The following is a 25,071-nucleotide window of genomic DNA, read 5'->3' as shown; positions in this document are numbered from 1 at the left end:
GGGAGCCGCCGTGGCCGTCCTACCTTGGCTCCCCCGGCGACCCTTGGCTCCCCCGGCGACAGAGATTCTTCTCCGAGACGTGAACCGATCGTGGGGGCTCGTCCGATGAAGGGGCGTGAGGGAAACGAGAAGTGACGGAGAGCTGCTGCGTGCCGCGGCAGACGGGGACCGTCGCGCCTTCGAGGAGCTGTACCGGCGGTATGCGCCATGGCTCACGGCGCGGCTGCGTGGCCGCTGTGCCGACCCCGGGGTCGTGGACGACGTCGTGCAGGAGACGTTCCTGGCCGTCTGGCACGGCACCGCGCGCTACCGCGAGGAGGGCGACGTGGCCGGTTGGCTCTGGCGCGTCGGCGCCCGGCGGCTGGTGGACGCGCTGCGTGGCGACGGCGCCCGCGGCCGGCTGCGGCAGACGCTGGCCAGGCTGCGGCACCGGCACGAGGCGTCCGCGGAGGAGCGCGTCCTGGCCGGAGTGGAGCACGGCGACCTGGCAGGGGCGCTGATAAGGCTCTCGCCCGAGCTGCGGGCCGTCCTCCAGGCGACGGTGATCGACGGACTCACGACCAGGGAGGCGGCCGTCCTGCTCGGCATTCCCCCCGGCACGGTCAAGACACGGGCGCTGCGCGCCCGCAAGCGGTTGCGGGAGGAGCTGGCATGAGGGACGACAAGCACGACGGCGCCGGATGGCACGCGGACGCCGACGACCTCCGCGCCTATGCTCGCGGCGAGCTGGAGGCCCCCCGGCTGTGGTCCGTCGACGCGCACCTGGTCGCCTGCGCGCCCTGCCGCGGGGCACTGGCCGAGGTCAGTGACCCGCTTGCCCTGGACACCGGGTGGGAGCGGCTCGACGCCGAGCTGGACGCCCCGCGGCCGGGGGTCTTCGAGGGGCTGCTCATGCGGCTCGGGATCGCCGACCACACCGCGCGGCTGCTGGCCGCGACCCCCGTGCTGCGCGCCTCCTGGCTGGGCGCGGTCCTGCTGGTCCTGGTCATGACCGTGGTCTCGGTCTACTCGGCGGGCTCGCCCGCGATGTTCCTCGCCCTGGCCCCGCTGCTGCCACTGGGGGGCGTCGCGCTCTCGTACGGTCCGGCCCTCGACCCGACGTACGAGATGACGCTCGTCGCTCCGCTGCACGGCTTCCGTCTGCTGATGATCCGCACGGTCGCGGTGCTGGTGGCGAGCCTGGCGCTGAACGGCCTGGCGACACTGGCCCTCCCCGGGTACGGGCTGCGTGCCCTGGCCTGGCTCCTTCCCGCCCTCGCGCTGACCACCACGGGGCTCGCGCTGACGGCCCGGCTGGGGCCGGTCCTCGCCCCTGTCCTGGTCAGCGGCGGCTGGGTCGGCCTGTTGGCGATGGCCGAGGCGACCACCCACGGGACGCTCCCGCCGTTCACGGCGGCGGGCCAGGGCGTGGCGGGCGCGGTCGCCGCGGTGGCAGCCGTCCTGCTGCACCGCTTGCGCGACCGGTTCGACGCCTCGCCGGTCCCGTCCCTCTTCCCCGACTTCGCCCACAGGAGCACCTCATGACCACCGCCCCCACCGTCTCGGCCTCCGGCCTGACCCTCCGCTACGGCGGGACGGCCGCGCTCGACGATGTCTCGCTGCGTCTGAGCGAGGGCATCACCGGCCTCCTCGGGCCCAATGGCGCGGGCAAGACGACGCTGCTGCGGGTGCTCGCCACCGCCGTGCCCGCCGACCGGGGCACCTTCACCGCCCTCGGGCACGACCCGGACACGGCCGCCGGACGCCAGGAGGTGCGGCGCCGGCTCGGCTATCTCCCGCAGAGCCCGGGCTTCCACCTCGACTTCACGGCCTTCGCGTTCGTCGACTACGTGGCGATCCTCAAGGAGCTCACCGACCGTGCCGCCCGCCACCGCGAGGTGCGGCGCGTGCTCGAAGCCGTCGACCTCTCCGATGTGCGCGGCAAGCGCCTCAAGCGCCTCTCCGGTGGTATGCGCCAGCGCGTCGCCCTCGCCGCAGCGCTCCTCGGCGACCCGTGCCTGCTGCTGCTCGACGAACCGACCGTCGGCCTCGACCCCGAACAGCGCATGCGCTTCCGGGAGTTGATCGCCGAGGCCGGCCAGGGACGGACGGTGCTGCTGTCCACCCACCAGACCGAGGACGTGGCGATGCTGTGCCACCGCGTCATCGTTATGGCCCGCGGCCGGATCCGATTCGAGGGCACCCCGGCCGAGCTGACCGCACGCGCGGCGGGCCGGGTCTGGAGCAGTACGCAACGGGACCCGGGCGCCCGCGCCGGCTGGCGCACGGGCCTGGGCACGTTCCGCAACGTCGGCGACCCGCCCCAGGGCGCCGACCTCCTCGACCCCACCCTGGAGGACGGCTACTTGCTGGTCCTGGACGGAGAGCCCGCGGAGGTGGCGTCCGTATGAGCACGGTCATCGACAAGGCCCCCACGGTCCCCGCGCCCGTGGCGACCCGCCGTCAACCGGTCCCCGCCGTCCTCGCGCTCGCCCGCTTCGAAGCCCGCCAACTGCTCGTGCAGATCCCGGTGTTCTTCTTCCTCCTGCTGTACCTCGGCTCCACGGGCTGGAAGCTGTTGTCTCCCCGCGAGGACATGAACGACTACCCGATCCTGCAGGACACCGACCGCGCCACTCAGCCGGGCACGCTGTTGCTGGCCATCGCCGTCTTCATCTGTGTCAACGTCGCCGTGCAGCGCTCCCGGCGCCATGGCACGGACCGGCACTTCGACGTCCTGGTCCTGGAACCCTGGCGGCGTACGGTGGCGCACGCGCTGTCCGTGGTGCCGCTCGCGGCCGTCACCGCGCTGGGGAGCGCCGTCGAGTTCGGCTGGGCCGCGCTGAAGCCGGGGGCGGTCGGCCACGGGTCGGTGGCCGAACTGGCGACCGGGCCGCTGGTGGTGCTCCTGTCCGGAGTCATGGGCGCGCTGACCGCGCGGCTGTACCCGAGTGTCGCCGGGGGTCCGCTCGTGGTCGTCGTGGGGTTCGGCACGCTCATGGTCGCCTCCTCGCTCCTGGGTGATGTGCACTGGCTGATCTGGCTGCACCCCCTCGTCTCGGAGACCAGCAACAACCCGATCCCCTCCGACCTCCTGGGTCGCCCGGCCGCCTGGCACGTCCTGTATCTGGCGGGGCTCAGCGCACTGCTGCTGTGCGTCGCCGCCCTCGTGAGCGGGGGACGGACCCGCCTGCTGAAGGCGATGACGGTGGTCGCGCTCGGCGCCACGGCCGCCGGGATCGCCGGGCAGTCGCCGGGCGACGATCCCGCCCTGATGGCGGCCCGCACGAAGGCGAGCGTGACACCGGAGGCGTTCCAGTCGTGCATGGCCCACGGCAGGTCGACGTACTGCTCCTTCCCGGAGTGGACCGGCTGGCGGGACGACTGGGCGAAGGTCGTCGACCGTGTGCAGGACCTCGCGGGAGGCGGCGCCGGAGGAGCACGGTTGACGATCCGGCAGCGGATACCGGTCGTCCACCAGCTGGAGGGCGACGCGGCCACCGAGCCCCTCCGCACGCCGGGTGTGGTCACGGCCGGCACGCGCTGGGGTGGCAATCGCATCCCGGAGTTCGCCGTCGGCGTCGCGTCGGTCCTCGTAGCGGGTGACGAGCAGGCGGTCTCCGAGATGTGCGACGCGCGCGTGGTGACCGTCATGTGGCTGGCCATGGCCGCCCAGGACGACCCGATGACCGCGTTTCGCAACGTCCGCCTGGACGACAGCATCACTGGCTCCGCCGTCGCCCTGGCCCCCACCAACCCGGTGGGGATGAGCGCCGAACAGACCCGGATCGTCCGGGAGCTGCTGGGGCGTCCGCTCTACGGCGTCACCGCCCGGGTGAAGGCCCACTGGACGGAGCTGACATCGCCGAAGACGTCCGAGGCGCGGGTGGCGGAGCTGCTGGGGGTGCCGGCCGCGAACAACGGGACCGACAAGGAGGAGTCGTGCCGGGAGTAGGAGCGACGTACGCGGCGATCCGTGTCCTTCTTCCGCCGGTGTGGCGCACCCTTCCCTGGCCGGTACTGGGCGCCGCGGGCGGGCTGGCGACGGCCCTCCCCGGACTCGTACGGCTGATGTCCGGGCAGGATGACACCGTGCTCGCCCTCGTGGTGCTGAGGTCGGCCGCGGTCGCCCTGGCGCTGGGCCTGGCGTTCCTGCTGGACGACCCGGCACGGCACATCACCACCGCGGTGCCCACCCGCCGGGCGGTGCGCACCACACTGCGGATGGGGCTCGTCGTCCCTCTCGCCGTGCTCTGCTGGGTGGCGGCCCTGCTCCTGGTGCCGGGAGAGATACGGCTCCTGGCCGGCGATGTCAGCCTGGAGGCGGCGGCGCTCGCGGCGCTGGCGCTCGCCGGCGCGGCAGCCGCCGTGCGGTTCACCGACGAGCCGCGGCCGGGCGCCGCCGTGGCGGTGACGGTGCTGGCGGGCACGCTGCTGGAGACGCTGCTTCCGGAGCGATGGACCCTGTTCGTCGATGCGGGCGCCCCCGGCTGGGCGACGGCACATCAGCGCTGGGCGATGCTCCTGCTGCTCACCCTGCCGGTGGCGGCGGCGCTCCTGCCGGAGCCGATCCGCAGGCGCCGGGTGCCGGCCAGGGTCCGCTGAGGCACCGCACGGCGGGGGATCACCCGGTCCTCACGTCTCCGTCCGGTACATCAGATCCGTCTCGTGGGTCGTGAAGCCCAGCCGCTCGTAGACCGTGAGCGCGGCGTTGTTGTCAGCGTCGACGTACAGAATGGCGGTCGGCAGGCCCTGGTCGGCGAGGTGCCGCAGACCGATCGTGGTGAGGGCACGGCCGAGGCCGCCGCCCTGCGCACCGGGGCGGACGCCGAGGACGTACACCTCACCGAGCCGCTCCTGTGCGTGGACCTTGGTCCAGTGGAAGCCGATGAGCTCGGGGCCGTCGTCGCCCTCGCGCTCCGCGAGGAAGAAGCCCTCCGGGTCGAACCAGGGCTCGGCCTTGCGGTCGTCGAGGTCCCGCTGGGTGAGGGAGCCCTGCTCGGGGTGGTGGGCGAAGGCCTCCGCGTTGACCGTGAGCCAGGCCGCGTCGTCCTGGCCGGGCACGAAGGTGCGCACGGTGACGCCGTCGGGCAGCTTCGGCTCGGGCAGGTCGAGATCCGTCAAGGGGCGGCGCAGCTGGCGCAGTTCGCGGAAGAGGGTGAGGCCGAGGACCTGCGCGAGGTGCCGGGCCGCGGAGTGACCGCCGTGCGCCCACACCCGCAGCCGCTTGCCGGAGGCGGCGAGGAGCGCGGAGCCCAGCGCCCGGCCGTGCCCGTGGCCGCGGTGCGCGGGGTGGACGACCAGCTCGGCGGCCGGGGCCTCGACGGGGTCGGTGTCCTCCAGCTGCGCGTAGCCGACGAGCGTGTCGCCGACCGACAGCAGCAGATGGGACACGCCCTCCCGCTCACCGCCGCGCAACTGCAGCCGCCCCTGCTCGGACACGGCCTGCTGGCCGTCGACCCGGGCGGCCTCGGCGAGCAGCGCGAGCACGGCCTCCGCCTGTGCGGGCGAGAGCGCGGTGACGGTCTCGATGGAGCGGGGCGATGCCGGGCGGGCGGTGTCGTCGCTGGTCATGGGTACGAGGGTACGGGGAGGCCCGGGGAAAGGGGAGGCGGAGGCGACGTGCCTGCAACCCCGAACCTCCAGCCGCGCTCCGAGCGTTGAGCTCCGGCCACGCGAACGGCTCCGCGCCGTCGTCGACTCCGGGCACGGCGGCGGAGAGCCCGAGGCCGGTCCGGCCCGTGCATTGGCCGCGACGAGCCACGCTGAAATGGCCTGGCAATTGCCTTGGTAAGTTCCGGGTGAGGCCCGTAATAAATTCTGTGTGAGTTCCGGTTCCGTTCCATGGATCGCCTGAAAATTGATTCAGGCGCATTTCATGAAGGTCTCAGTCGAATTGGCATTTGCTGGCCCGCGGGCCCCGTAATGAGGCCGGTCCCGAAGAAGCCCGCGCCGAAGCGCCCCGTCGGCCACGACAGCCGGGGCTGAGCCGTATCCGTGGGGCCTTGGCCTCGCTGCGTCGAGCCTGACCGGAAATTCACAGGTGCCGGGCTGTTGTGAAGTCGCTGCAGATCCGGTGCGAGGTCGTCAAGAATTCACCGCACAGCCGAGAGGGAAATTCATATGAGCTTCCGCAAGATCGCCCCCGTCAAGAAGTCCGAGAAGCCGGCTCCGAGGAGGCCCGCGGCCAGGAAGGCGGCCCCGAAGAAGCACGAGCGGCGCCGCCCGGTCGGCCACCAGGGCTGACGGTTCGCCACGAGGCGGGTCACCGGAACACCTCCGGGGCCCCGCCTCGGCCGTGTCACCAGGACCCCCACGACGGAACCGCCTGAGCCGAGGAGGAGCCGATGCCGACATGGGCGACGTCAAGGACGCGTTCGCCAGGTTCTGGCCGCTGACGCGCGCATGCCCAGGACCTGCCGCCGCCGGCAGGTCCACGCTCGCCAAGCTCCTCGCCCGCTTCTACGGCCCCACGGCGGGCGTGATCAGCCTGGACGGCGTGCCCCTGACCGACCCGTCGCGGCGGACCCACGGATGCAGCCAGGGATTCAGCCCCGGAGATCAGGAACCGCAGATCAGGAACCGCAGATACCAATGGTGCCGGAGACGCTGGTCGCCCAAATCAAGGACCTTCGTGCTGGGGCGTCTCCGGCGGCGGAGTCGGCGCCCCGGGCAGCCGTACCGTCGCCACCGTGCCGCCGCCCTGCGCCGGCCGCAGGGACACCTCGCCGCCCGCCTGCTGGACCGTGCGGGCCACGATGGACAGGCCCAGGCCCGAGCCCGGCAGTGCCCTGGCGCTCGGGGAGCGCCAGAAGCGGTCGAAGACGTGCGGGAGTTCGTCGGCCGCGATGCCCGGGCCGTGGTCGCGGACCGTGAGGACGCCCTGCGAGAGGGCGACGTCGATCGTGCCGCCCTCGGGGCTGAACTTCACCGCGTTGTCCAGGATGTTCACCACCGCCCGCTCCAGCGCGGTCGGCTCGGCCCTCACGTACCACGGCTGCAGGTCCGCCGTGATCGTCAGTTCCGGTCCGCGCAGCCGGGCGCGGCGCAGCGCGGATTCGACGATGTCCTCCCACGCCACCACCTGCACCTTGCCGGTGTGCTGGCCCTTCTCCGGACGTGACAGTTCCTGCAGGTCGCCGATGAGCGAGCCCAGTTCCGTCATCTGTGCCTTCACCGAGGCGAGGAGTGCCTTGCGGTCCTCCGGGGGGAGGGGGCGGCCCGTCTCCTCGCTACGGGTGAGGAGTTCGATGTTCGTCCGCAGCGACGTGAGTGGCGTCCGCAGTTCATGACCCGCGTCCGCGATCAGCTGCTGCTGCAGTTCCCGGGAGCTGGCCAGGGCCGACGTCATCGAGTTGAAGGAGCGGGAGAGACGGGCGATCTCGTCCTCACTGTCCTCGCCCACCGGGATCCGGGTCGTCAGGTCCTCGGTACGGGCGATGTGTTCGACCGCCTCCGTGAGCTTGTCGACTGGGCGCAGTCCCGCGCGGGCCACGGCCAGGCCGACCGCGCCCGCGCCGACGACTCCTATGCCGGAGACGAGGAGGAGCAGCAGCGCCAGGTCGTTGAGGGTGTTCTGGGTGTTCTTGAGCGAGACGGCGACGACGAGCGCCGTGTTGGGGTACAGCCGGGGCTCGCTGCCGATGCCCGTGCTGACCACGAGGGGGAGGGTGAGCACCCGTACGTCGTTGCCGTTGGTGTCGGTGCCGTTGCGCACGATCCCCTTGCGGCTGGTCGCGTTCCTGATCACCTCCTTGTCGGCGTCGGTGACCCGGACCGTGCCCACGGAGTTCGAGGAGACGCAGGGCGTCCCGTCCGCCTTGACCAGCTGGAGGTAGTAACTGTCGCGGGTGCGGAGGAAGTCGTTGGTCGCGGCCTGCGGTGTCTGGGGACAGCTGTCCAGGGTGCCCAGTACGTCGGTGTACGGCTGGGGCCTGGCCGCCGCCTTCTGCAGGTCGCTGTCCACCTGTTCGTACACCTTGCCCTGCACGATGAACCAGCAGCTCACCGAGACCGCCGCCACCCCGAACGCGACGGCCGCCGCCACCAGCAGGGCCAGCCGGGAGCGGAGCGGGAGGGACCGGTACCGTCTGATCACTCCGCGCCGCCCTGCCTGAGGACATAGCCCACACCGCGCACCGTGTGCACGAGCCGTGGCTCGCCGCCCGCCTCCGTCTTGCGGCGCAGGTACATCACGTACACGTCGAGCGAGTTCGACGACGGCTCGAAGTCGAAGCCCCACACCGCCTTCAGGATCTGCTCGCGGGTCAGTACCTGGCGGGGGTGCGCCATGAACATCTCCAGCAGGGTGAACTCGGTGCGCGTCAGCTCCACCGGCCGTCCGCCCCGTGTGACCTCGCGGGTCGCCAGGTCCATCCGGAGGTCGGCGAACGTCAGGGCCTCGTCCTCCGGGGCGCCGACGGCCGCGGCCGCGTACGAGCTGCGGCGCAGCAGGGCCCGGATGCGGGCGAACAGCTCGTCCAGTTCGAACGGCTTGACCAGGTAGTCGTCCGCCCCGGCGTCGAGGCCCGTGACGCGGTCGCCGACCGTGTCACGGGCCGTGAGCATGAGGATGGGGGTGGTGGTGCCCGCGCCGCGGATGCGGCGGGCGGCGGTGAGGCCGTCCATGCGCGGCATCTGGATGTCGAGCACGACCAGGTCGGGCTGGTACGCGGTGGCCTTCTCCAGCGCGTCCGCGCCGTCCACGGCGACCTGGGTGTCGTAGCCCTCGAAGGCGAGGCTGCGCTGGAGTGCTTCGCGCACGGCCGGCTCGTCGTCGACGATCAGGATGCGCTGGGGTTCACGGTCGCCTTCGGCGGGGCTCATCGGCGTGGGGTTCCTAGGGGTACGACGGGCGGGGCTGGACTCATTCAGCCTCGCACGTTTCCGGGCGCGGGCGGAAAGGCATCGGCGGGGGAACCGGGAGGGCGAGTCCGCCTCGCATCCGTACGGGGTACGTCGCGTCGCCGGGCCCTCGGACCGTACGGGTACGTTGCCGGGTTCCCGGACCGTACGGGGTATGTCGTCGGGTTCCCGGACCGTACGGGGTACTTCGTCGGGTGCCCGGACCGTACGGGGTACGTCGCCGGGTGCCCGCCGGGACCGTACGGGGTCCGGCTCAGGTGAGGACCGCGGTGAGCCGGTTCAGCGGCACCTTGCGGCGGTGGGGGCGGGCGGCGCTGGTGCGCAGGCCCATCAGCTGCGGGACCGCCACCTCCAGCGCCCGCGCCACCGGTGCCCGGAGCTCGTACGCCTGGGGTGCCGGCGTCGTCGGTGCGTGGAGTTCGTACGCCACGGCCAGGGCCAGCGAGACCCCGGCGGGGCCGACGGGAGCGGTCGCCTCGTGCAGAATCTGCTTGATCATGTCGTGCTCCTTACCAATCGCCCGGCAGGGTGCCCGCTCAGCTCTGGGAGCCGGCGCGCAGCTTCGCCAGGTCGGACTTGACGGTGTTGACCGGGATGGCGAAGCCCAGGCCGACGCTGCCGGCGCTCGACGAGGTCGAGTCCGAAGCGGCCGAGTACATCGCCGAGTTGATGCCGATGATGTTGCCGTTCATGTCGATCAGGGCGCCGCCGGAGTTGCCCGGGTTCAGGGAGGCGTCCGTCTGGATCGCCTTGTACGTCGTCGTGGACGAGCCCGTGTCGCCGTTGAACTGCCGGCCGCCGAACTGGAACGGCCACTGGCCGCCCCGGCCCTGGCCCTGGCTCTCGCCGGTCGAGACGGTGACGTCGCGGTGAAGGGCGGAGACGATGCCGCTGGTGACCGTGCCGGTCAGGCCCTCCGGGGAGCCGATCGCGACGACCTGGTCACCGACCTGGAGACCGTCGGAGTTGCCGAGCGTGGCCGTCTGCAGACCGGAGGCGTTGTCCAGCTCGATCAGCGCCAGGTCCTTCTTGCTGTCGGTACCGACGACCCGCGCGGTGTACGACTTGCCGTCGTTCGTCGTCGCCTTGATGGAGGAGGCGCCGGAGATGACGTGGTTGTTGGTGATGATCTCGCCGTTGCCGGTGATGATCACACCGGAGCCGGTCGACCGCCCGGCGTTCGAGGTGGCGCTGATCTCCACGATGCTCGGGCTGACCGCCTTGGCGACGCCGGCCACCGTGCCCTTCAGACTGGAGGGCACCACGGTGGTGCTGGTGGAGGAGCTGGTGGAGACCGCGTTCTTGCCGGTCAGCTCCTGGATGCCGTACGCCGTACCGCCGCCTATGGCCGCGGCGACGATCGCCACGGCGGCGAGGAGGGCGAGCGGGCCCTTGGCGCGCTTCTTCGGGGCGGGCGCCGTGGGCTCGGCGGGGACCCCACCCGGGAGAGCCGTGCCGCCGCCGTCGCCCTGACCGCCGTGACCGGTGGAGTCCGTGGCGGCCGGCTGGGCCGGCTGGTACGCCGGCGGGGGCGGCCACTCCGGATTCACGGGGGAAGAGGCGTGCTGCGCCTGGGGATACGCGGGCTGCTGCCCGTGACCCTGGGGGTACTCGTACTCGCCGCTGCGGCGGAGGCTCTCGGTCATGCAATAGAGAGTGTCCCGTGATCATGAGAGCTTCCTGAGTCGCCCCTGAGAAGCCCGACAGAACCGCGTATGCCCGATATAAGGGCGCCGGTGGGGCCGGGCAGGGGTCGAACTCAGGTTCTAAGGGTGTGTGTCAGTCACACCCGCACGAGCCCCGTACCACCAGCCGGGAAGGGAACAGCCTCAGCCGCTCACGGCGCGACCCCGCGACCCGCAGCCCGTCGTCCAGCACCAGGTCGACGGCCGCACGGGCCATCCCCGACCGGTCCGAGGCGACGGTCGTCAGCGGCGGATCCGTGAGCGCCGCCTCCTTCACGTCGTCGAAGCCGGCCACGGCCAGCTCGCCCGGCACGTCGATGCGCAGCTCGCGCGCCGCGCGCAGCACGCCGATCGCCTGGTCGTCGGTGGAGCAGAAGATGGCCGGCGGACGATTCGGGCCGGACAGCAGCTCCAGGCCCACCTGGTAGGCGTCGTAGCGGTTGTAAGGCGCCTCGAAGAGCCGGCCCTCGGTGGAGATCCCGGCCTCCTGCATCGCGCGCCGCCAGCCCTCGACGTGGTCGGAGACGGGGTCGCCGACCGCCGGGGTCTCCGCGGTGCCGCCCATACAGGCGACGTACTCGTGGCCGTGCTCCAGGAGGTGGCGGACGGCGAGCTGGGCACCGCCCAGGTCGTCGGTGACGACCGCGACGTCGTCGATCGCCTCGGGCCGCTCGTGCAGCAGCACCACCCGGGCGTCCCACGCATCGATCTCCGCGGCGGCGTGGTCGTTGAGCGCGTGGCTGACCAGGATCAGACCTGAGACGCGCATACCGAGGAAGGCCCGCAGATAGTGCACCTCGCGCTCGGCCACATAGTCGGTGTTGCCGACGAGGACCATCTTCCCGCGCTCGGCGGCGGCCTGTTCGACCGCGTGCGTCATCTCCCCGAAGAAGGGCTGGCGCGCGTCGGGGACGATCATGCCTATGAGGTCCGTGCGCCGCGACGCCATGGCCTGGGCGACCCGGTCGGGCCGGTACCCCAGTTCCTTGATCGCGGCGAGGACGCGCTCGCGCGTGGCCGGGGCGACCGGCCGGGGTCCGTTGTTGATGACATAGCTCACGACGGCGGTGGAGGTTCCCGCCAGCCGTGCCACATCGTCCCGAGTCACCTTGGCCACGCGCGGAGTCTACGCGGATGGACCGCCTCTGGGCAGGGCTTACGGCTTCCTATGCCTCAGCCGTGACCTCGGCCGCCGTCATGCCGACCGTCTCGCCCGTATCCTCCGGCTTCGGCTGGGCCGCCCTGGCCTTCGCCTCGGCCGCCGCCCGGTCCACCTTCTCCGGGGTGACGAACCGATAGCCGACGTTGCGCACGGTGCCGATCAGCGACTCGTGCTCGGGCCCCAGCTTGGCGCGCAGCCGCCGGACGTGGACGTCGACCGTGCGCGTACCGCCGAAGTAGTCGTAGCCCCAGACCTCCTGCAGCAGCTGGGCACGGGTGAAGACGCGGCCCGGGTGCTGCGCGAGGTACTTCAGGAGCTCGAACTCCTTGAAGGTGAGGTCCAGGACGCGGCCCTTGAGCTTGGCGCTGTAGGTCGCCTCGTCGACGGACAGGTCGCCGTTGCGGATCTCCATGGGGGAGTCGTCGTTGACGATCTGCTGGCGGCCCATGGCAAGACGCAGCCGCGCCTCCACCTCGGCGGGGCCGGCGGTGTCCAGCAGGACGTCGTCGATGCCCCAGTCGGCGGTGACGGCCGCCAGACCGCCCTCGGTGACGACGAGGACGAGGGGACATCCGGGACCCGTCGAGCGCAGCAGCTGGCACAGGCTGCGCACCTGCGGCAGATCCCGCCGCCCGTCGATCAGGATGACGTCGGCACCCGGGGTGTCGACGAGAGCGGGGCCTTCCGCCGGAGCCACTCGCACGTTGTGCAGGAGCAGGCCGAGAGCGGGAAGCACCTCTGCCGACGGCTGAAGGGCATTGGTCAGGAGCAGCAGAGAGCTCATCGCACCCCACCCCCGAGCTTTCGGCTGCGCTCAAGCAGGGGGGATCCCCATGCCCGGGCCGTCATACGTTCGTGCACGGTTCGCTCGCCCATAACGTCTGGTTCCTCCTCGGTCCCTGCGAGGACGTTCGCGGCACTGCTTCGTACGGTGCGAATCCCGCGCCCCCTGGGACCCGCTGTGCGCTCGACGGGGCCGTACACCTGCGGTTTCCCGCTTCGTATACAACGCTTCCGAAAGCACAAAAGGACCCGGGGGCTACGCTGCCCGAGTCCTCTTCCCAGCAGAATAGCCCACATGAGCACGGGTCCGGCAGGTCATATGGCACGATCCACGGTTCGTCCGAATGCTGAGACGGCCCGTCGGAGGCCTTCACGGACGTTCCTGCGCACGGTCGACGGGGTGACGATCGACGCCGCATACGACCCGGGATCCGCTGTGTACGACACCGGACGTCCACCTTCCGGTCATCCGGCTTCCGGTCATCCGAAGGATCTTGCGATCGTCGTCGCGCACGGCTTCACGGGTGATCTGGAGCGGCCCCATGTGCGCCGGGTGGCGGGCGTCCTCGCGCGGTACGCGGCGGTGGTCACCTTCTCCTTCCGGGGGCACGGGGCGTCGGGGGGACGGTCGACCGTCGGTGACCGCGAGGTGGACGACCTGGCGGTCGCGGTGCGGTGGGCGCGGGAGCTCGGGCACTCCCGGGTGGCCACGGTCGGTTTCTCGATGGGCGGGTCGGTGGTGCTGCGGCACGCGGCGCAGCACCGGGAGGGAACACACACGGACGCGGTGGTGGCCGTCAGCTCTCCCGCCCGCTGGTTCTACCGTGGCACCGCGCCGATGCGGCGCCTGCACTGGCTGGTGACCCGCCCCGAAGGGCGCCTGGTGGGCCGCTACGGCCTGCGTACCCGGATCCACCATCGGGACTGGGATCCCGTTCCCTCCTCGCCCGTCGAATCCGTGCCGTTGATCGCGCCGACCCCGCTGCTGGTCGTGCACGGCGACCGGGACGCCTACTTCCCCCTCGACCATCCCCGGATGCTGGCCGACGCCGCCTCCGGTCACGCCGAACTCTGGCTGGAACGCGGCATGGGCCACGCCGAGCACGCCAGCGACGACGAGCTGGTGGCGCGGATCGGCGCGTGGGCGGCTTCGCGCGCGGGCTAGCCTGACGGTGTTCACCACGACCGAGTTGAGGAAGCAGATGGCAAAGGGCACGGTGCGCTACTGGGCCGCCGCCAAGGCGGCCGCCGGGATCGCCGAGGAGCCGTACGACGCGACGACGCTCGCGGAGGCGCTCGAGGCGGCCCGCGAGCGACACCCCGGCGAACTCGTCCGCGTCCTGCGGCGATGCTCCTTCCTCGTCGACGGTGACCCCGTCGGGACCCGTGAGCATGAGACGGTACGGCTGGCCGAGGGCGGCACGGTCGAGGTGCTCCCGCCGTTCGCAGGAGGATGAGCGATGAGCAACCAGCCGCACGAGGGGTACGACGGCTACGCCGGGTACGACGCCGGGTACGACCCCTATGAGCAGCAACAGCAGCAACAGCAGCAACAACCCCAACAGCCTCGACAACCGCAGCATCCGCAGCAGCAGGGGTGGTACGACCCGAACGCCGGGTATCCGCAGCAGCAGCCGCACCAGCAGCACCCCTACCCCCAACAGCCGTACCAGCAGCAGTCGTACCAGCAACAGCCCCACCAGCAGCAGCCGTATCCGCAGCAGTGGGAGGGGCAGCCGCGGCAGGGGCAGGCGTACGGACAGCCGTTGCCGCCCGAGACTCCCGTGTACGAGCCACAGGGTCATGGAGCACCCGGCGCCGGCGGCCTTGCCCACGCGTCGCACCCCAACGGGACGACCGCCCGAGGCGGTGGCGGCACGCGGACGACGACCCGGCCCCAGCCTGCCGCCGTCGACATGGCGAACCTCGCCCCCAACCAGCGTGCTCGGCTGGAAGGCCGTTCACCGATCATCGATCCCGGGCTGCAGCCCGCCGCGCTCACCGCGGTGCTGGGGGCGCTGCTCGCCGGGGCCGCTCCCCTCGGGGCGTACGCGCTCGTCGTACCGCTCGTGATCCTGCAGGGCGTGACGGCCGCCGGATGGTTCCGGCTGAACGGCATGTGGCCCGCCCGGCAGGGCATCGCGCTGGCGTTCCTGGGCGCGGTCGCGGCGGATGTCGCGCTGCTCGTGGCCGGCCGTGAGCACGCGCCCGCCGCGATCCTCGGCACCCTCGGCGTCTGGGTCCTGCTGGCGCTCGTGCTGCAGCTGCGCTCGCACGCCGATCCGGACGAGCGGATGCACGGCCTGATGGCCACCGTCGCCTCCTCCGCGCTGTCCATCGTCGCCGCCGGGCACCTCGCGGCCGAGCCGCGCGCCGTCACCGTGGGCGCCGTCGCGGTCGCCGCGGCGGTCCTGGCGCGTGCGCTGCCGCTGCCGACCGCGGCCTCCGTGGTGGTGGCACTGCTGGCGGCGGCGGGCGCGGGCATCGCGATGGGCAGCGCGACCGGCCTGGGCACCTCCGGTGCCTTCCTCGGGCTGGGCGCGGGCGTCTGCGGCCTGATCGGCCACCGGGTGGCCGGCTACGACTACCCGTCGCGCTTCGTCCACTTCACGGCGGGTGTGGCCCTGCCCCTGACCGTCGCGGCGCCGGTGATCTATCTGCTGGGGCGCGCCATCGGCCAGGGGTGAGCCCCTTCGCGGCATGTCACAAGTGATCGACAATTTCCCGGCGAGCCTTCCCAGGAGGGTTACAGTCGCGCTCGACGGCCACCAGGCCGTCAGCGACTGTCGTCGTCCATGACCGCCGAGGTGGGGGAACACCGAGCATGCGCGCACTGCGAATACTGCTGATCGTCGTCGTGGTCCTGGGCGGTCTCTTCGTGATCGCGGACCGCGTCGCGGTCAACTTCGCGGAGAACCAGGCGGCCGACAAGCTCAGGACCACCGAGAACCTGGCCTCGACCCCGGACGTGTCCATCAAGGGCTTCCCCTTCCTCACCCAGGTCGCCGGCGGCGAACTGGACGACGTCGAGGTCGGCATCAAGAACTACGAGGCGGCCACCGGCAACGGCGCCCAGAAGATCCGTATCGACGACCTGAGCGCGCAGATGAAGGGCGTCAAGTTCTCCGGGAACTTCAGCTCCGCCACCGCGACCACCGCCAGCGGCACCGCGCTCATCACCTACGACGAGCTGCTCAAGACGGCCAAGTCCGAGCCCACCCGGGTCGCGCCGGGCGTCACCGCGCGGGTGATCGGCCTCTCGGACGGCGGCAACGGCAAGATCAAGGTCGCGGTCGAGGCGAACGTCTTCGGCACCAAGCTGCCGAACCCCCTCTACGTACTCAGCTCGGTCACGGCCCGGGGCAACACCGTGCAGGTGCACGCGGACGCCATGCCGAAGTTCGGTGGCGTCCAGCTCGCCGAGACCCGGATGCGGGCGATCACCGACTTCCAGCAGAAGATCGACCAGCTGCCGGGCGGCATCCAGCTCGACAAGGTCGAGGCGGCGAAGAGCGGGGTGGAGATCACCGTGAAGGGTTCGGACGTCAAGCTCGCTGGGTAGGACGACCGACGGCCGGGACGGGGAAGTGTCCGAAGGGCCGGGATCATGGGTCGTCCGAAGGGCCGGGGACCATGGCTTGTCCGAAAGGCGAGACACCGCCGTCCGCACCGCAGATGCGCCCCCGACCGCGGCCGCGCGGAAGCCGTGCGGCGGCGGCCCCGGGGGCCCTTCGATTCCATATCCCGGACGATCGCGTCTCATCATTCGACACGCCGGTGACATGCCCGCCCATACGTCCCTACGATCGACCCCATGCAGCGACAGGCGGATCTCACGAAGCGGCGGGCAGTAGACCTGTGCCGCGTCGCCGCCATGCTCTGTCGCACTTCCTGAACGGGAGAGCGGACTCCCGTATCGCCGGCCCTGGCTCCGACTCAGGGCCCCCGTGCGCCGTACGCCACCGCGAAGCCGCGTATCCGCACCCCTTCTGACTCGTACACCCCGCCGCAACTGCCCCGGAGGAGAAGAGCATGAGCCGCAGCGACGTCCTGGTCGACGCCGACTGGTTGCAGGAACACCTGGACGACCCGAACATCGCCATCGTCGAGGTCGACGAGGACACCTCCGCCTACGACAAGAACCACATCAAGGGCGCCATCAGGATCGACTGGACGAAGGACCTCCAGGACCCCGTCCGCCGCGACTTCATCGACCAGGCCGGCTTCGAGAAGCTCCTGTCGTCCAAGGGCATCGCCAACGACACCCTGGTGATCCTCTACGGCGGCAACAACAACTGGTTCGCGTCCTACGCCTACTGGTACTTCAAGCTGTACGGCCACGAGAACGTGAAGCTGCTCGACGGCGGCCGCAAGAAGTGGGAGCTGGACGCCCGCGAGCTGGTCGACGGCACCGAGGTGCCCGAGCGCGCCGCCACCGACTACAAGGCCAAGCCGCAGGACACGTCCATCCGCGCCTTCCGTGACGACGTGGTCGCCGCGATCGGCGCGCAGAACCTGGTCGACGTCCGTTCGCCCGACGAGTTCTCCGGCAAGCTGCTCGCGCCGGCGCACCTGCCGCAGGAGCAGTCGCAGCGTCCGGGCCACGTCCCGACCGCCCGCAACATCCCGTGGTCGAAGAACGCCAACGACGACGGCACCTTCAAGTCGGACGAGGAGCTCAAGGAGCTCTACGCCGAGGAGGACGTCGACCTGGCCAAGGACACCATCGCGTACTGCCGCATCGGTGAGCGCTCCGCGTTGACCTGGTTCGTCCTGCACGAGCTGCTCGAGGTCCCGAACGTCAAGAACTACGACGGCTCCTGGACCGAGTACGGCTCCCTCGTCGGCGTTCCGATCGAGCTCGGCGCCGCCAAGTAATCCCGGATCCCCCGGACCGACCCGACCCCGAAGGAAGAACCATGTGTGGAGCGAAGGCCGGCGGCCCCGACGCCTCGACGATCAAGCCCGGTGAGACCACGATCCAGGGTCAGGTGACCCGCAACGGCGAGCCCGTCGTCGGGTACGTGCGCCTGCTGGACTCGACGGGCGAGTTCACCGCCGAGGTCCCGACCTCGGCGACCGGACAGTTCCGCTTCTACGCGGCCGAGGGCACCTGGACCGTACGCGCCCTGGTGCCGGGCGCCACCGCGGACCGCACCGTCGTCGCCCGGACGGGCGGCCTCGCGGAGGTCGCGATCGCCGTCTGACGGCACACTCCACGACGGTCCGAGGGGCCGTACGTGCACGGCCTGAGGGCCGCATCCCCCGGGGGTTGGACGCTTGCCGGTCGGGGTGCGGCCCTCCGGCATGTCCCGGCATAGCCTGGAGACATGTACGCACGACGGCGGCACGTCTACTTCGCCATGATGGGCACGTGCATCGGACTGTTCGTCCTGGCGTGGGGAGTCGTGCGCATCTGGTCGGTGCCCGTGGCGGTGGGCATGTGTGTGGTCGCCATGGTGATCCCACCGCTGGCCGCGATGGTGGCCAACCGGCGCGGCCCCGAGGACCGCTGGTGGGACGATCCCTCCGGGGACCCGAAGTCGGACGAGTGGTGGGACGAGCTGGACGGGAAGAACCGGCGGTAGTGCCCGTTCGGGAGCCGGCAGCGCCCCAGGAGCCGGCAGCGCCCTAGCAGGAAGCCAGTAGCGCCCTAGTAGACGAGCGCCTGGGTGTCGTCCGCCAGCGCCTCCTGCACGAACACCTGTGCGCCCGCGATCCGTACGCCCTCGATGACGTCCTTCTCCGTGATGTCGCGGCGGGCCGCGCACTGTGTGCACAGGGTGATCCGCCCGGCCGCCAGGATCGACTCGATCAGGTCGGGCAGCGGTGCCGCGTGCGGCAGCTCGAACTCGGCGGCCCGGCCCGGCAGCGCGAACCACGAGGACTCGCCGGTCAGCCAGAGCGAGACGTCGACGCCGCTGGCCACCGCCACGGCCGCCACGGTGAACGCCTGCGAGCAGCGCTCCGGGGCGTCAGCCCCGGCCGTCACCTTGATCACGAGCTTCTTCGCCATGCCCGCATCGTAGTCCCGCGTGGTGATCGACCCCGGCGCATCGGGGGGCGACCCTGACGGCCGACCTCGGGAAGAGGGCCGCGTCCCGCCCGACTAGAGTGGGACCCGGCTCTGTGTACCCACCCTCGCTCACAAGGAGCAACCCGTGGCGATCTTCTTCGAAACCCTGCTGGTGCTGGTCTGCGTCGGCGTCCTCGCCTTCGCCGGGCTGACCGTGAAGAAGCTGTACGAGGGCCAGCGCTGACCCTGCCACTCACGACGAAGAGCTGCTCATGATCGAGATCCCGTCCGACCTCCACAAGGGCCTGGTCCCGCTCGCCTTCCTGCTCGGGAACTGGACGGGCGCGGGCGTGCACGACTTCCCCGGCTCCGAGAAGTGCAATTTCGGCCAGGAGGTCTCCTTCACCCACGACGGCCGGGACTTCCTGGAGTACCACTCGCACACCTGGGTGCTGGACGGCGAGGGGAACAAGGTCAGGCCGCTGGAGTCCGAGTCCGGCTTCTGGCGGATCGGCGCCGATCGCAAGGTCGAGGTCACCATGGTCCGCAACGACGGGGTCGTGGAGGTCTGGTACGGCGAGCTGGCCGAGAAGAAGCCGCAGATCGACCTCGCGACGGACGCCGTGGCGCGGACGGCGGCCGCGCCCCCGTACACCGGCGGCAAGCGGCTGTACGGGTACGTCAACGGGGACCTGATGTGGGTCGGCGAGAAGCAGACGCCCGACGTCCCGCTGCGCCCCTACATGTCGGCCCATCTGAAGAAGGTCGTCACCCCGGAGGACGTGGAGCGCTGGGCGAAGGCACTCCCGGACGACCTGCCGGACGACGGGATCGCCTTCTTCAAGTAGGCCTCGCCCTTCAAGTAGGCCTCGCCGGCCCGGCACCCATCGTCTCCGCCGGTCATGATCCGCGCGGGCGCATGCAGGGCCGACGCTTCTACACTGGGGGCTGTGGTGAGCACCGACTGGAAGAGCGATCTGCGGCAGCGCGGCTACCGGCTGACCCCGCAGCGGCAACTCGTGCTCGAAGCCGTGGACGCCCTGGAGCACGCGACCCCCGACGACATCCTCGTGGAAGTGAGGAAGACGGCGTCGGGGGTCAACATTTCCACCGTCTACCGGACCCTGGAGCTCCTGGAGGAGCTCGGGCTGGTCAGCCATGCCCATCTCGGGCACGGGGCGCCGACCTACCACCTCGCGGACCGGCACCACCACATCCACCTGGTCTGCCGCGACTGCACGAACGTCATCGAGGCCGACCTCGACGTGGCCGCCGAGTTCACCGCCAAGCTCCGCGAGACCTTCGGCTTCGACACCGACATGAAGCACTTCGCGATCTTCGGTCGCTGCAAGGACTGCTCCCTCAAGAGTTCAAGTACCCCGTCGTAGGCTTGGATCCATGAAGAGTCCCCTGCTGTCCCTGCCCGGCGCCGTCCCCGCCGAGGGCGTGGACGAAGGCGTCGCCGCCCACTACGGCGACCTGTTCCGCGAGCAGCGCGCCCTCGCCGACGGCTCCGGATTCGTGGACCTCTCGCACCGCGGCGTCATCGCCGTCAGCGGCGAGGACCGGCTGAGCTGGCTGCACCTGCTGCTCACCCAGCACGTCAGCGAACTGCCCCCGCACCAGGCCACCGAGGCGCTCATCCTCTCGGCGCACGGTCATATCGAGCACGCGCTGTACCTGGTCGACGACGGCGAGACGGTCTGGGCCCATGTCGAGCCCGGCACCCAGGACGCGCTGATCGCCTACCTGGAGTCGATGAAGTTCTTCTACCGCGTCGAAGTCGCCGACCGGACGGACGAGTTCGCGGTCGTGCACCTGCCGGCCGGTTCGATCGCCGAGGCCCCGGCAGGCGTCCTGGTCCGCGAGACGCCCTACGGCCGTGACCTGTTCCTGCCGCGTAGGGACCTGGAGTCGTACGCGGAGAAGAACGGCCCCGCCGCCGGGCTGCTGGCCTACGAGGCCCTGCGCGTCGAGCACCACCGCCCCCGCCTCGGCTTCGAGACCGACCACCGCACCATCCCGCACGAGCTGGGCTGGATCGGCACGGCCGTGCACCTCCAGAAGGGCTGCTACCGGGGTCAGGAGACGGTCGCCCGCGTCGAGAACCTGGGCAAGCCACCGCGCCGCCTGGTCTTCCTCCACCTCGACGGCAGCGAGGTCCACCTGCCGCCGCACGGCGCGGAGCTGCGGCTGGCGGAGGACGGTCCGGAGGGGCGCAAGATCGGCTTCGTCACCACGTCGGTACGCCATCACGAACTGGGCCCGGTCGCCCTCGCCCTGGTCAAGCGGAACGTCCCGGCGGACGCCCGCCTGCTCGCGGACTCGACGGCGGCGGCACAGGAAGTGATCGTCGAACCGTAGGGGCCGGCTCTCCCGTCGGGATCAGCTTCCCCGCGGGATGCGCTTCCGCGGGGATGAGCTTTCGCGGTGATGCGCTTCCGCGGGATCAGATCTCCACGAGCACGGTGAACGGGCCGTCGTTCGTCAGTGACACGCGCATCCGCGCGCCGAACCGGCCCGTCGCCACCGTCGCGCCCAGCGAACGCAGCTGCGCCACCACCTCGTCGACGAGAGGCTCGGCGACATCGCCCGGGGCAGCCGCGTTCCAGGTGGGGCGGCGGCCCTTGCGGGCGTCGCCGTAGAGCGTGAACTGGCTGATCACCAGCAGCGGCGCGTCGATGTCCGAGCAGGACTTCTCGTCGTGCAGCATGCGGATGGACCAGAGCTTGCGGGCCAGCTGGGCCGCCTTCTCCTTGGTGTCCTCGTGCGTGACCCCGACGAGCACGCACAGGCCCTCGCCGCTGATCTCGCCGACCGTCTCACCGTCCACGACGACGCTCGCGCCGTCCACCCTCTGCACCACCGCACGCATGAGGACCATCATGCCGTGCGATCCGGCGGCGCCGGGAAGGGGCCGCCGACGGTCCGTGCCCCGGCCTGCCACGCTCGCTTACGAGGTCATTCCGTGATCTGTCCAGTGATCTCTTACGAGGGCATTCTTATCGACCCTTAACCCCTCCATCCGGGGCAGATCGGGGGCACTCGGTCACATGACGGGCACGCGGGGTGGCACGATGCGTGTGTTGCGGCGCATCCGTGGGGGGTGCCGCGCCGGTCGAGGGGACGGTAGAGGTACATGAGCACACCGAGTACCGGGCAGCCGCCCGGGGCTGTGGCACCCGCCCGTAGGGGAAGCACGAGGGAGTGCCGGCCGCCCGTGCAGCGCACGGACAGCGCCCTGCCCGCGGAACTGCCCGAGCCCGATCTGTCCGTCCTGCGGCTGCCCGAGCTGCGCACGCTGCGCCGGGACGCCCAGCAGGACGAGGCCGATCTCAGTTACGTACGCCGGCTTCTGCAGGGCCGCATCGACATCCTGCGGGCGGAGCTGGCCCGTCGCGGTGGCGGGGCCGCGCCCGAAGGGGTCATGGAACGGCTCCCGGAGATCCTCAGGGACGCACCCGCCCGCCAGCGCTCCTCGGCCCGCCATGTGACGGTCGGCACACCGCACGGCGAGGAGTACCGGCGGCTGGCGGCCGAGATGCTCGCCGAGGTCGAGCTGTCGGACCTGCAGGCGCGCACCGACGAGGAGTTGGGCGCGGGCATGGTCCGGCTCGTGCGCTACGAGCAGCAGGTCTCCCGGCGGCGGCAGCGGCTGCAGCGCACGGCGGACGGTTGCAGTGCCGAGATCGCGCGCAGGTACCGTGAAGGAGAAGCACAAGTAGACGATCTGCTCATGTGACGCGGAGGGCCCCGGGCGAACCCGGGGCGCCCGCGTGCACGGCGGCCCCGGGACCTCGGCGGCAGCTGCGGCACCGGGCATCCCGGCGGTCGCGGCGGCCGGGTGGGCTCGCAGCCGCCGACGGTGCCTTGCCGGGTGGAACCGGCTACCGAGACCGGCCGGGGCCCCGCCCCCGCCCGCCGGGGGAGGGAGCCGCTCCGCGCGGGGCGGCGCCGGGGCGGGTCCCCTCCTCCGGAAGGCAACCACCCATGTCGACTTCCGCCCGGCCCACGCTGTCCGTCGCCGCTCCCGTGCCCCCGGTGCTCGCCGAGGTGGTGCGGTCCGGGTTCGTCGAGGGGCGGCACCGGGGGAGCCTGGTGCTGCTGGCCGCGGACGGTTCCGTGGAGTTCGCGCTCGGGGACGTGAAGGCGCCGGTCTTCCCGCGCTCGTGCAACAAGCCGATGCAGGCGGCCGGTGTGCTGCGGGCGGGCCTGGACCTGACCGGGGAGCGGCTGGCGATCGCCGCCGCCAGCCACTCGGGCGAGGCCTTCCACCGGGACCTGGTGCGGACGATGCTGGCGGAGCACGGCCTGACCGCGGAGCGGCTCCAGTGCCCGCCGGACCTGCCGCTGGACGCGGCGGAGGCGGAGGCGTACCTGGCGTCGGGCGCCGCGCGTGAGCGGGTCACCATGAACTGCTCCGGCAAGCACACGGCGATGCTGGCGGCGTGCGCGCTGCGGGGCTGGCCGCTGGAGTCGTACCTCGACATCGGGCACCCGTTGCAGCAGTTGATCCACTCGGTGGTGGAGGAGGCGGCCGGGGAGCCGGTGGCGGCGGTCGGTACGGACGGCTGCGGGGCGCCGCTGATGGCGATCAGCCTCACCGGTCTGGCCCGCGCCTTCCGCTCCTTCGTCCTTGCGGCGCCGGGCACGGCGGAACGCCGGGTGGCCGACGCGATGCGGGCGCACCCGGAGTACGTGGCGGGCACGCGCCGCCCCGACACCTGGCTGATGCGGGAGATCCCCGGTGCCCTGTCGAAGATGGGCGCGGAGGCGGTCCAGGCGGTGGCCCTGCCGAACGGCCGGGCGCTGGCCTTCAAGGTGGACGACGGCGCGACCCGGGCGCTGGGCCCGGTCCTGTCACGCGCGTTGACCGTGATGGGCTTCGAGGGCCCGGTGGTGGACCGCATCGGCAGGTCACCACTGCTGGGCGGAGGCCGCGAGGTGGGCGAGATACGCGCGGTCTTCTGACCGCTCCGGCCCTGCCCCGAAATCCACGCGACACCCCTTGGCCCACCCCCCTAGCGTGGGCCCATGAGCCGCTCCGAGGACATCCACGTACGCCCCATCACCGAACCGGAGATCCCGGACTGGACCCGCGCCCTCCACACCGGCTTCCTTCGCTCCCCCCACGTCTGCGACGACGAGACAGCCGACCGCGGCACCTACATCGTCCCCTCCCGCACCCTCGCCGCCTTCGACACCGACGCCCTCCCCCGCTCCCGGCCTTGCTCGACCGGGGGGACGCCCATGGTGGCCACCTTCCGCTCCTTCCCGCAGGAGCTCACCGCCGTCGGCGGCACCCCCGTCCCCGCCAACGCCATCTCCAACGTCTCCGTCACCGCAACGCACCGCCGCCGCGGCATCCTCAGCCGCATGATGGCCCTCGACCTCGCCGCCGCGAAGGAACGCGGTGACGTCGTCGCCACGCTCATCGCCGCCGAGTACCCCATCTACGGCCGCTACGGCTTCGGCCCCGCCACCCACACCGCCGAGTGGACCATCGACGTGCCCCGCGTCGGCCTTGACCGCCACCGCCCGGCCCCGGACGACGGCGGCCGCATCGACCTCGTCGACGGCGCCGACGTCCGCAAGTTCGGCCCCGAACTGCACGAGCGGCTCCGCCGCAGCCGGAGCGGCACGATCACCCGGGACGACCGCTGGTGGCAGGTCCACACGGGCGCCCTGCGGCGGGACCGGGTGCCGTGGACGGAGCCCTTCTACGCCGTCCACCGCTCCGCGTCCGGCGAGATCGAGGGCCTGGCCACGTATGTGTGTGACGATCACTGGGGCGACGACAAGCGCCCCCTGAACACGGCGACCGTCCAGAGCCTGATCGCCACGAGCCCGGCCGCCGAACGCGCCCTGTGGCGCTACCTCTGCTCGATCGACTGGGTCACCACCGTGAAGACGGGCGGACGTGCCCCGGACGACCTGCTGCCGCACCTCCTCCCCGACCCGCGCGGGGCCCGGCTCACCACGTACGCGGACTGGCTGTGGGTGCGGATCCTGGACGTCGTACGGGCCCTGGAGGCGCGTACGTACGAACGTCCCGGCGCCCTCGTCCTCGAGGTCGTGGACGAGGCGGGACTGACCGGCGGTCGCTACCTGCTGCAGGCCGGTCCGGACGGCGCGGAGTGCACGCGGACCGACCGGGAGCCCCAGCTGACCCTTGCTGTGGGCGAGTTGGCGAGGCTGTGGCTGGGCGACGAGTCCGCCGTGCGGCTCGCGGCCCTCGGGAGCGTGCGGGAACAGCAGGAGGGCGCCGCCTCCGTGGCCGACGCCCTGCTGCGTACGTCCAGGCGACCGTGGTGCCCGGACGTCTTCTGAGCCGTTGCAGGCCTGAGCTGGTGAGCCGTCGCGGGCTCACGGGTGGCGCTCCTTCCGTGGGGGTGGGTGGTTGCCGTGCTGTTCATCCGTAGCGATCCAGTTGTGGTGGTGCGTACCGACCGGGCTCCCGGCTCCCCTCCGGAAGGGAGCCCGGTCAGTGGTACGGCCATGTCGGTCAAGAACGCTCAAGCTCGTTCAAGCTCGTCGAAGTTGGCGACCAACTTCTCCTCACTTATCTCCACTTGGACTCG

Annotated in this window: 29 protein-coding genes; 20 read left to right on the top strand and 9 right to left on the bottom strand. The window is 71.5% G+C overall.

Annotated elements, in window-relative coordinates; translation table 11 throughout:
• Positions 1 to 115 precede the first annotated feature (115 nt).
• From ASC56_RS08400 to ASC56_RS39485, 5 genes are read left to right on the top strand one after another with little or no spacing between them, the layout of a single operon-like run.
• Positions 116 to 655: an RNA polymerase sigma factor gene (locus ASC56_RS08400; RefSeq protein ID WP_055490594.1), complete on the top strand. Its 540-nt coding sequence runs from the start codon at positions 116 to 118 to the stop codon at positions 653 to 655.
• On the top strand, positions 652 to 1,524 hold the full coding sequence (locus tag ASC56_RS08395; RefSeq protein WP_055490593.1) for a zf-HC2 domain-containing protein: 873 nt from the start codon (positions 652 to 654) through the stop codon (positions 1,522 to 1,524). Before ASC56_RS08400 ends, ASC56_RS08395 begins: the two co-directional genes overlap by 4 nt.
• Positions 1,521 to 2,390, top strand: coding sequence for an ATP-binding cassette domain-containing protein (locus ASC56_RS08390; protein ID WP_055490592.1), 870 nt, complete (start codon positions 1,521 to 1,523; stop codon positions 2,388 to 2,390). Before ASC56_RS08395 ends, ASC56_RS08390 begins: the two co-directional genes overlap by 4 nt.
• Positions 2,387 to 3,934 carry a hypothetical protein gene (locus ASC56_RS08385; protein ID WP_055490591.1) on the top strand — a complete coding sequence of 516 codons (1,548 nt, stop codon included), beginning with the start codon at positions 2,387 to 2,389 and terminating at the stop codon, positions 3,932 to 3,934. The genes ASC56_RS08390 and ASC56_RS08385 overlap by 4 nt, the downstream gene beginning before the upstream one ends.
• Positions 3,922 to 4,584: an ABC transporter gene (locus ASC56_RS39485; protein WP_234376872.1), complete on the top strand. Its 663-nt coding sequence runs from the start codon at positions 3,922 to 3,924 to the stop codon at positions 4,582 to 4,584. The genes ASC56_RS08385 and ASC56_RS39485 overlap by 13 nt, the downstream gene beginning before the upstream one ends.
• Before the next feature lie 30 nt (positions 4,585 to 4,614).
• Here the strand turns inward: ASC56_RS39485 and mshD are convergent, their stop codons facing one another.
• On the bottom strand, positions 4,615 to 5,553 hold the full coding sequence (gene mshD / locus ASC56_RS08375; protein WP_055490590.1) for a mycothiol synthase: 939 nt from the start codon (positions 5,551 to 5,553) through the stop codon (positions 4,615 to 4,617).
• 549 nt (positions 5,554 to 6,102) lie between these two features.
• Here mshD and ASC56_RS42760 point away from each other — a divergent pair.
• Positions 6,103 to 6,225, top strand: a complete 123-nt coding sequence (locus ASC56_RS42760) for a hypothetical protein (RefSeq protein WP_267887613.1) — start codon at positions 6,103 to 6,105, stop codon at positions 6,223 to 6,225.
• A 376-nt stretch (positions 6,226 to 6,601) separates the two neighbouring features.
• Here the strand turns inward: ASC56_RS42760 and ASC56_RS08370 are convergent, their stop codons facing one another.
• The 6 genes from ASC56_RS08370 to ASC56_RS08345 all read right to left on the bottom strand — a co-directional run bounded on the left by ASC56_RS08370 (position 6,602) and on the right by ASC56_RS08345 (position 12,475).
• On the bottom strand, positions 6,602 to 8,077 hold the full coding sequence (locus tag ASC56_RS08370) for a cell wall metabolism sensor histidine kinase WalK (protein WP_055490589.1): 1,476 nt from the start codon (positions 8,075 to 8,077) through the stop codon (positions 6,602 to 6,604).
• Positions 8,074 to 8,805 carry a response regulator transcription factor gene (locus tag ASC56_RS08365; RefSeq protein WP_055490588.1) on the bottom strand — a complete coding sequence of 244 codons (732 nt, stop codon included), beginning with the start codon at positions 8,803 to 8,805 and terminating at the stop codon, positions 8,074 to 8,076. Before ASC56_RS08365 ends, ASC56_RS08370 begins: the two co-directional genes overlap by 4 nt.
• Before the next feature lie 292 nt (positions 8,806 to 9,097).
• A complete protein-coding gene (locus ASC56_RS08360; RefSeq protein WP_055490587.1) occupies positions 9,098 to 9,343 on the bottom strand; it encodes a hypothetical protein in 246 nt (81 codons plus the stop codon).
• Positions 9,344 to 9,380: 37 nt separating this feature from the next.
• Positions 9,381 to 10,490 carry a S1C family serine protease gene (locus ASC56_RS08355; protein ID WP_055490586.1) on the bottom strand — a complete coding sequence of 370 codons (1,110 nt, stop codon included), beginning with the start codon at positions 10,488 to 10,490 and terminating at the stop codon, positions 9,381 to 9,383.
• 133 nt (positions 10,491 to 10,623) lie between these two features.
• Entirely contained in the window at positions 10,624 to 11,646 is a 1,023-nt protein-coding gene (locus ASC56_RS08350; RefSeq protein ID WP_079102366.1) for a LacI family DNA-binding transcriptional regulator, read from the bottom strand.
• Between the two features lie 49 nt (positions 11,647 to 11,695).
• Positions 11,696 to 12,475 carry a response regulator transcription factor gene (locus tag ASC56_RS08345; RefSeq protein ID WP_055490584.1) on the bottom strand — a complete coding sequence of 260 codons (780 nt, stop codon included), beginning with the start codon at positions 12,473 to 12,475 and terminating at the stop codon, positions 11,696 to 11,698.
• A gap of 294 nt (positions 12,476 to 12,769) precedes the next feature.
• Here ASC56_RS08345 and ASC56_RS08340 point away from each other — a divergent pair, with 294 nt between their 5' ends.
• From ASC56_RS08340 to ASC56_RS08310, 8 genes are all read left to right on the top strand, one after another.
• Positions 12,770 to 13,639 carry an alpha/beta hydrolase gene (locus ASC56_RS08340; RefSeq protein ID WP_199835941.1) on the top strand — a complete coding sequence of 290 codons (870 nt, stop codon included), beginning with the start codon at positions 12,770 to 12,772 and terminating at the stop codon, positions 13,637 to 13,639.
• Between the two features lie 37 nt (positions 13,640 to 13,676).
• Positions 13,677 to 13,931 (top strand): MoaD/ThiS family protein, encoded by a 255-nt coding sequence (locus tag ASC56_RS08335; protein WP_055490582.1) that lies wholly within the window; start codon positions 13,677 to 13,679, stop codon positions 13,929 to 13,931.
• A gap of 3 nt (positions 13,932 to 13,934) precedes the next feature.
• Positions 13,935 to 15,161: a hypothetical protein gene (locus ASC56_RS08330; RefSeq protein WP_055490581.1), complete on the top strand. Its 1,227-nt coding sequence runs from the start codon at positions 13,935 to 13,937 to the stop codon at positions 15,159 to 15,161.
• A 137-nt stretch (positions 15,162 to 15,298) separates the two neighbouring features.
• Entirely contained in the window at positions 15,299 to 16,036 is a 738-nt protein-coding gene (locus tag ASC56_RS08325; RefSeq protein WP_055490580.1) for a DUF2993 domain-containing protein, read from the top strand.
• Positions 16,037 to 16,288: 252 nt separating this feature from the next.
• On the top strand, positions 16,289 to 16,369 hold the full coding sequence (locus ASC56_RS43060) for a putative leader peptide (protein WP_355139345.1): 81 nt from the start codon (positions 16,289 to 16,291) through the stop codon (positions 16,367 to 16,369).
• Positions 16,370 to 16,506: 137 nt separating this feature from the next.
• Complete coding sequence (locus tag ASC56_RS08320; protein WP_055490579.1) at positions 16,507 to 17,352, top strand: sulfurtransferase; 846 nt, start codon at positions 16,507 to 16,509, stop codon at positions 17,350 to 17,352.
• A gap of 41 nt (positions 17,353 to 17,393) precedes the next feature.
• A complete protein-coding gene (locus tag ASC56_RS08315; protein ID WP_055490578.1) occupies positions 17,394 to 17,681 on the top strand; it encodes a DUF1416 domain-containing protein in 288 nt (95 codons plus the stop codon).
• Between the two features lie 123 nt (positions 17,682 to 17,804).
• A complete protein-coding gene (locus ASC56_RS08310) occupies positions 17,805 to 18,062 on the top strand; it encodes a DUF3099 domain-containing protein (RefSeq protein ID WP_055490577.1) in 258 nt (85 codons plus the stop codon).
• A gap of 65 nt (positions 18,063 to 18,127) precedes the next feature.
• Here ASC56_RS08310 and ASC56_RS08305 read toward each other — a convergent pair whose 3' ends face one another.
• Positions 18,128 to 18,490 carry a DsrE family protein gene (locus tag ASC56_RS08305; protein ID WP_055490576.1) on the bottom strand — a complete coding sequence of 121 codons (363 nt, stop codon included), beginning with the start codon at positions 18,488 to 18,490 and terminating at the stop codon, positions 18,128 to 18,130.
• 272 nt (positions 18,491 to 18,762) lie between these two features.
• Between ASC56_RS08305 and ASC56_RS08300 the strand changes: the two genes are divergently transcribed.
• The 3 genes from ASC56_RS08300 to ASC56_RS08290 all read left to right on the top strand — a co-directional run bounded on the left by ASC56_RS08300 (position 18,763) and on the right by ASC56_RS08290 (position 20,854).
• Positions 18,763 to 19,338 (top strand): FABP family protein, encoded by a 576-nt coding sequence (locus ASC56_RS08300; protein WP_055490575.1) that lies wholly within the window; start codon positions 18,763 to 18,765, stop codon positions 19,336 to 19,338.
• A gap of 102 nt (positions 19,339 to 19,440) precedes the next feature.
• On the top strand, positions 19,441 to 19,878 hold the full coding sequence (locus ASC56_RS08295; RefSeq protein ID WP_055490574.1) for a Fur family transcriptional regulator: 438 nt from the start codon (positions 19,441 to 19,443) through the stop codon (positions 19,876 to 19,878).
• Between the two features lie 10 nt (positions 19,879 to 19,888).
• A complete protein-coding gene (locus ASC56_RS08290) occupies positions 19,889 to 20,854 on the top strand; it encodes a folate-binding protein YgfZ (protein ID WP_055490573.1) in 966 nt (321 codons plus the stop codon).
• 85 nt (positions 20,855 to 20,939) lie between these two features.
• Here the strand turns inward: ASC56_RS08290 and dtd are convergent, their stop codons facing one another.
• The gene (dtd, locus tag ASC56_RS08285) at positions 20,940 to 21,365 is read right to left on the bottom strand and encodes a D-aminoacyl-tRNA deacylase (RefSeq protein WP_055490660.1); all 426 of its coding nucleotides are present in this window, start codon (positions 21,363 to 21,365) and stop codon (positions 20,940 to 20,942) included.
• 264 nt (positions 21,366 to 21,629) lie between these two features.
• Here dtd and ASC56_RS08280 point away from each other — a divergent pair, with 264 nt between their 5' ends.
• From ASC56_RS08280 to ASC56_RS08270, 3 genes are all read left to right on the top strand, one after another.
• On the top strand, positions 21,630 to 22,232 hold the full coding sequence (locus ASC56_RS08280; protein WP_055490572.1) for a hypothetical protein: 603 nt from the start codon (positions 21,630 to 21,632) through the stop codon (positions 22,230 to 22,232).
• 248 nt (positions 22,233 to 22,480) lie between these two features.
• Positions 22,481 to 23,461, top strand: a complete 981-nt coding sequence (locus ASC56_RS08275) for an asparaginase (RefSeq protein ID WP_055490571.1) — start codon at positions 22,481 to 22,483, stop codon at positions 23,459 to 23,461.
• 63 nt (positions 23,462 to 23,524) lie between these two features.
• Positions 23,525 to 24,820, top strand: coding sequence for a GNAT family N-acetyltransferase (locus ASC56_RS08270; protein ID WP_055490570.1), 1,296 nt, complete (start codon positions 23,525 to 23,527; stop codon positions 24,818 to 24,820).
• Positions 24,821 to 25,071: the final 251 nt, after the last annotated feature.

Source organism: Streptomyces sp. TP-A0356 (assembly GCF_001417775.1).
In the GTDB taxonomy this organism is placed as follows: domain Bacteria; phylum Actinomycetota; class Actinomycetes; order Streptomycetales; family Streptomycetaceae; genus Streptomyces.
This window is presented reverse-complemented; position numbering and strand designations above follow the sequence as displayed.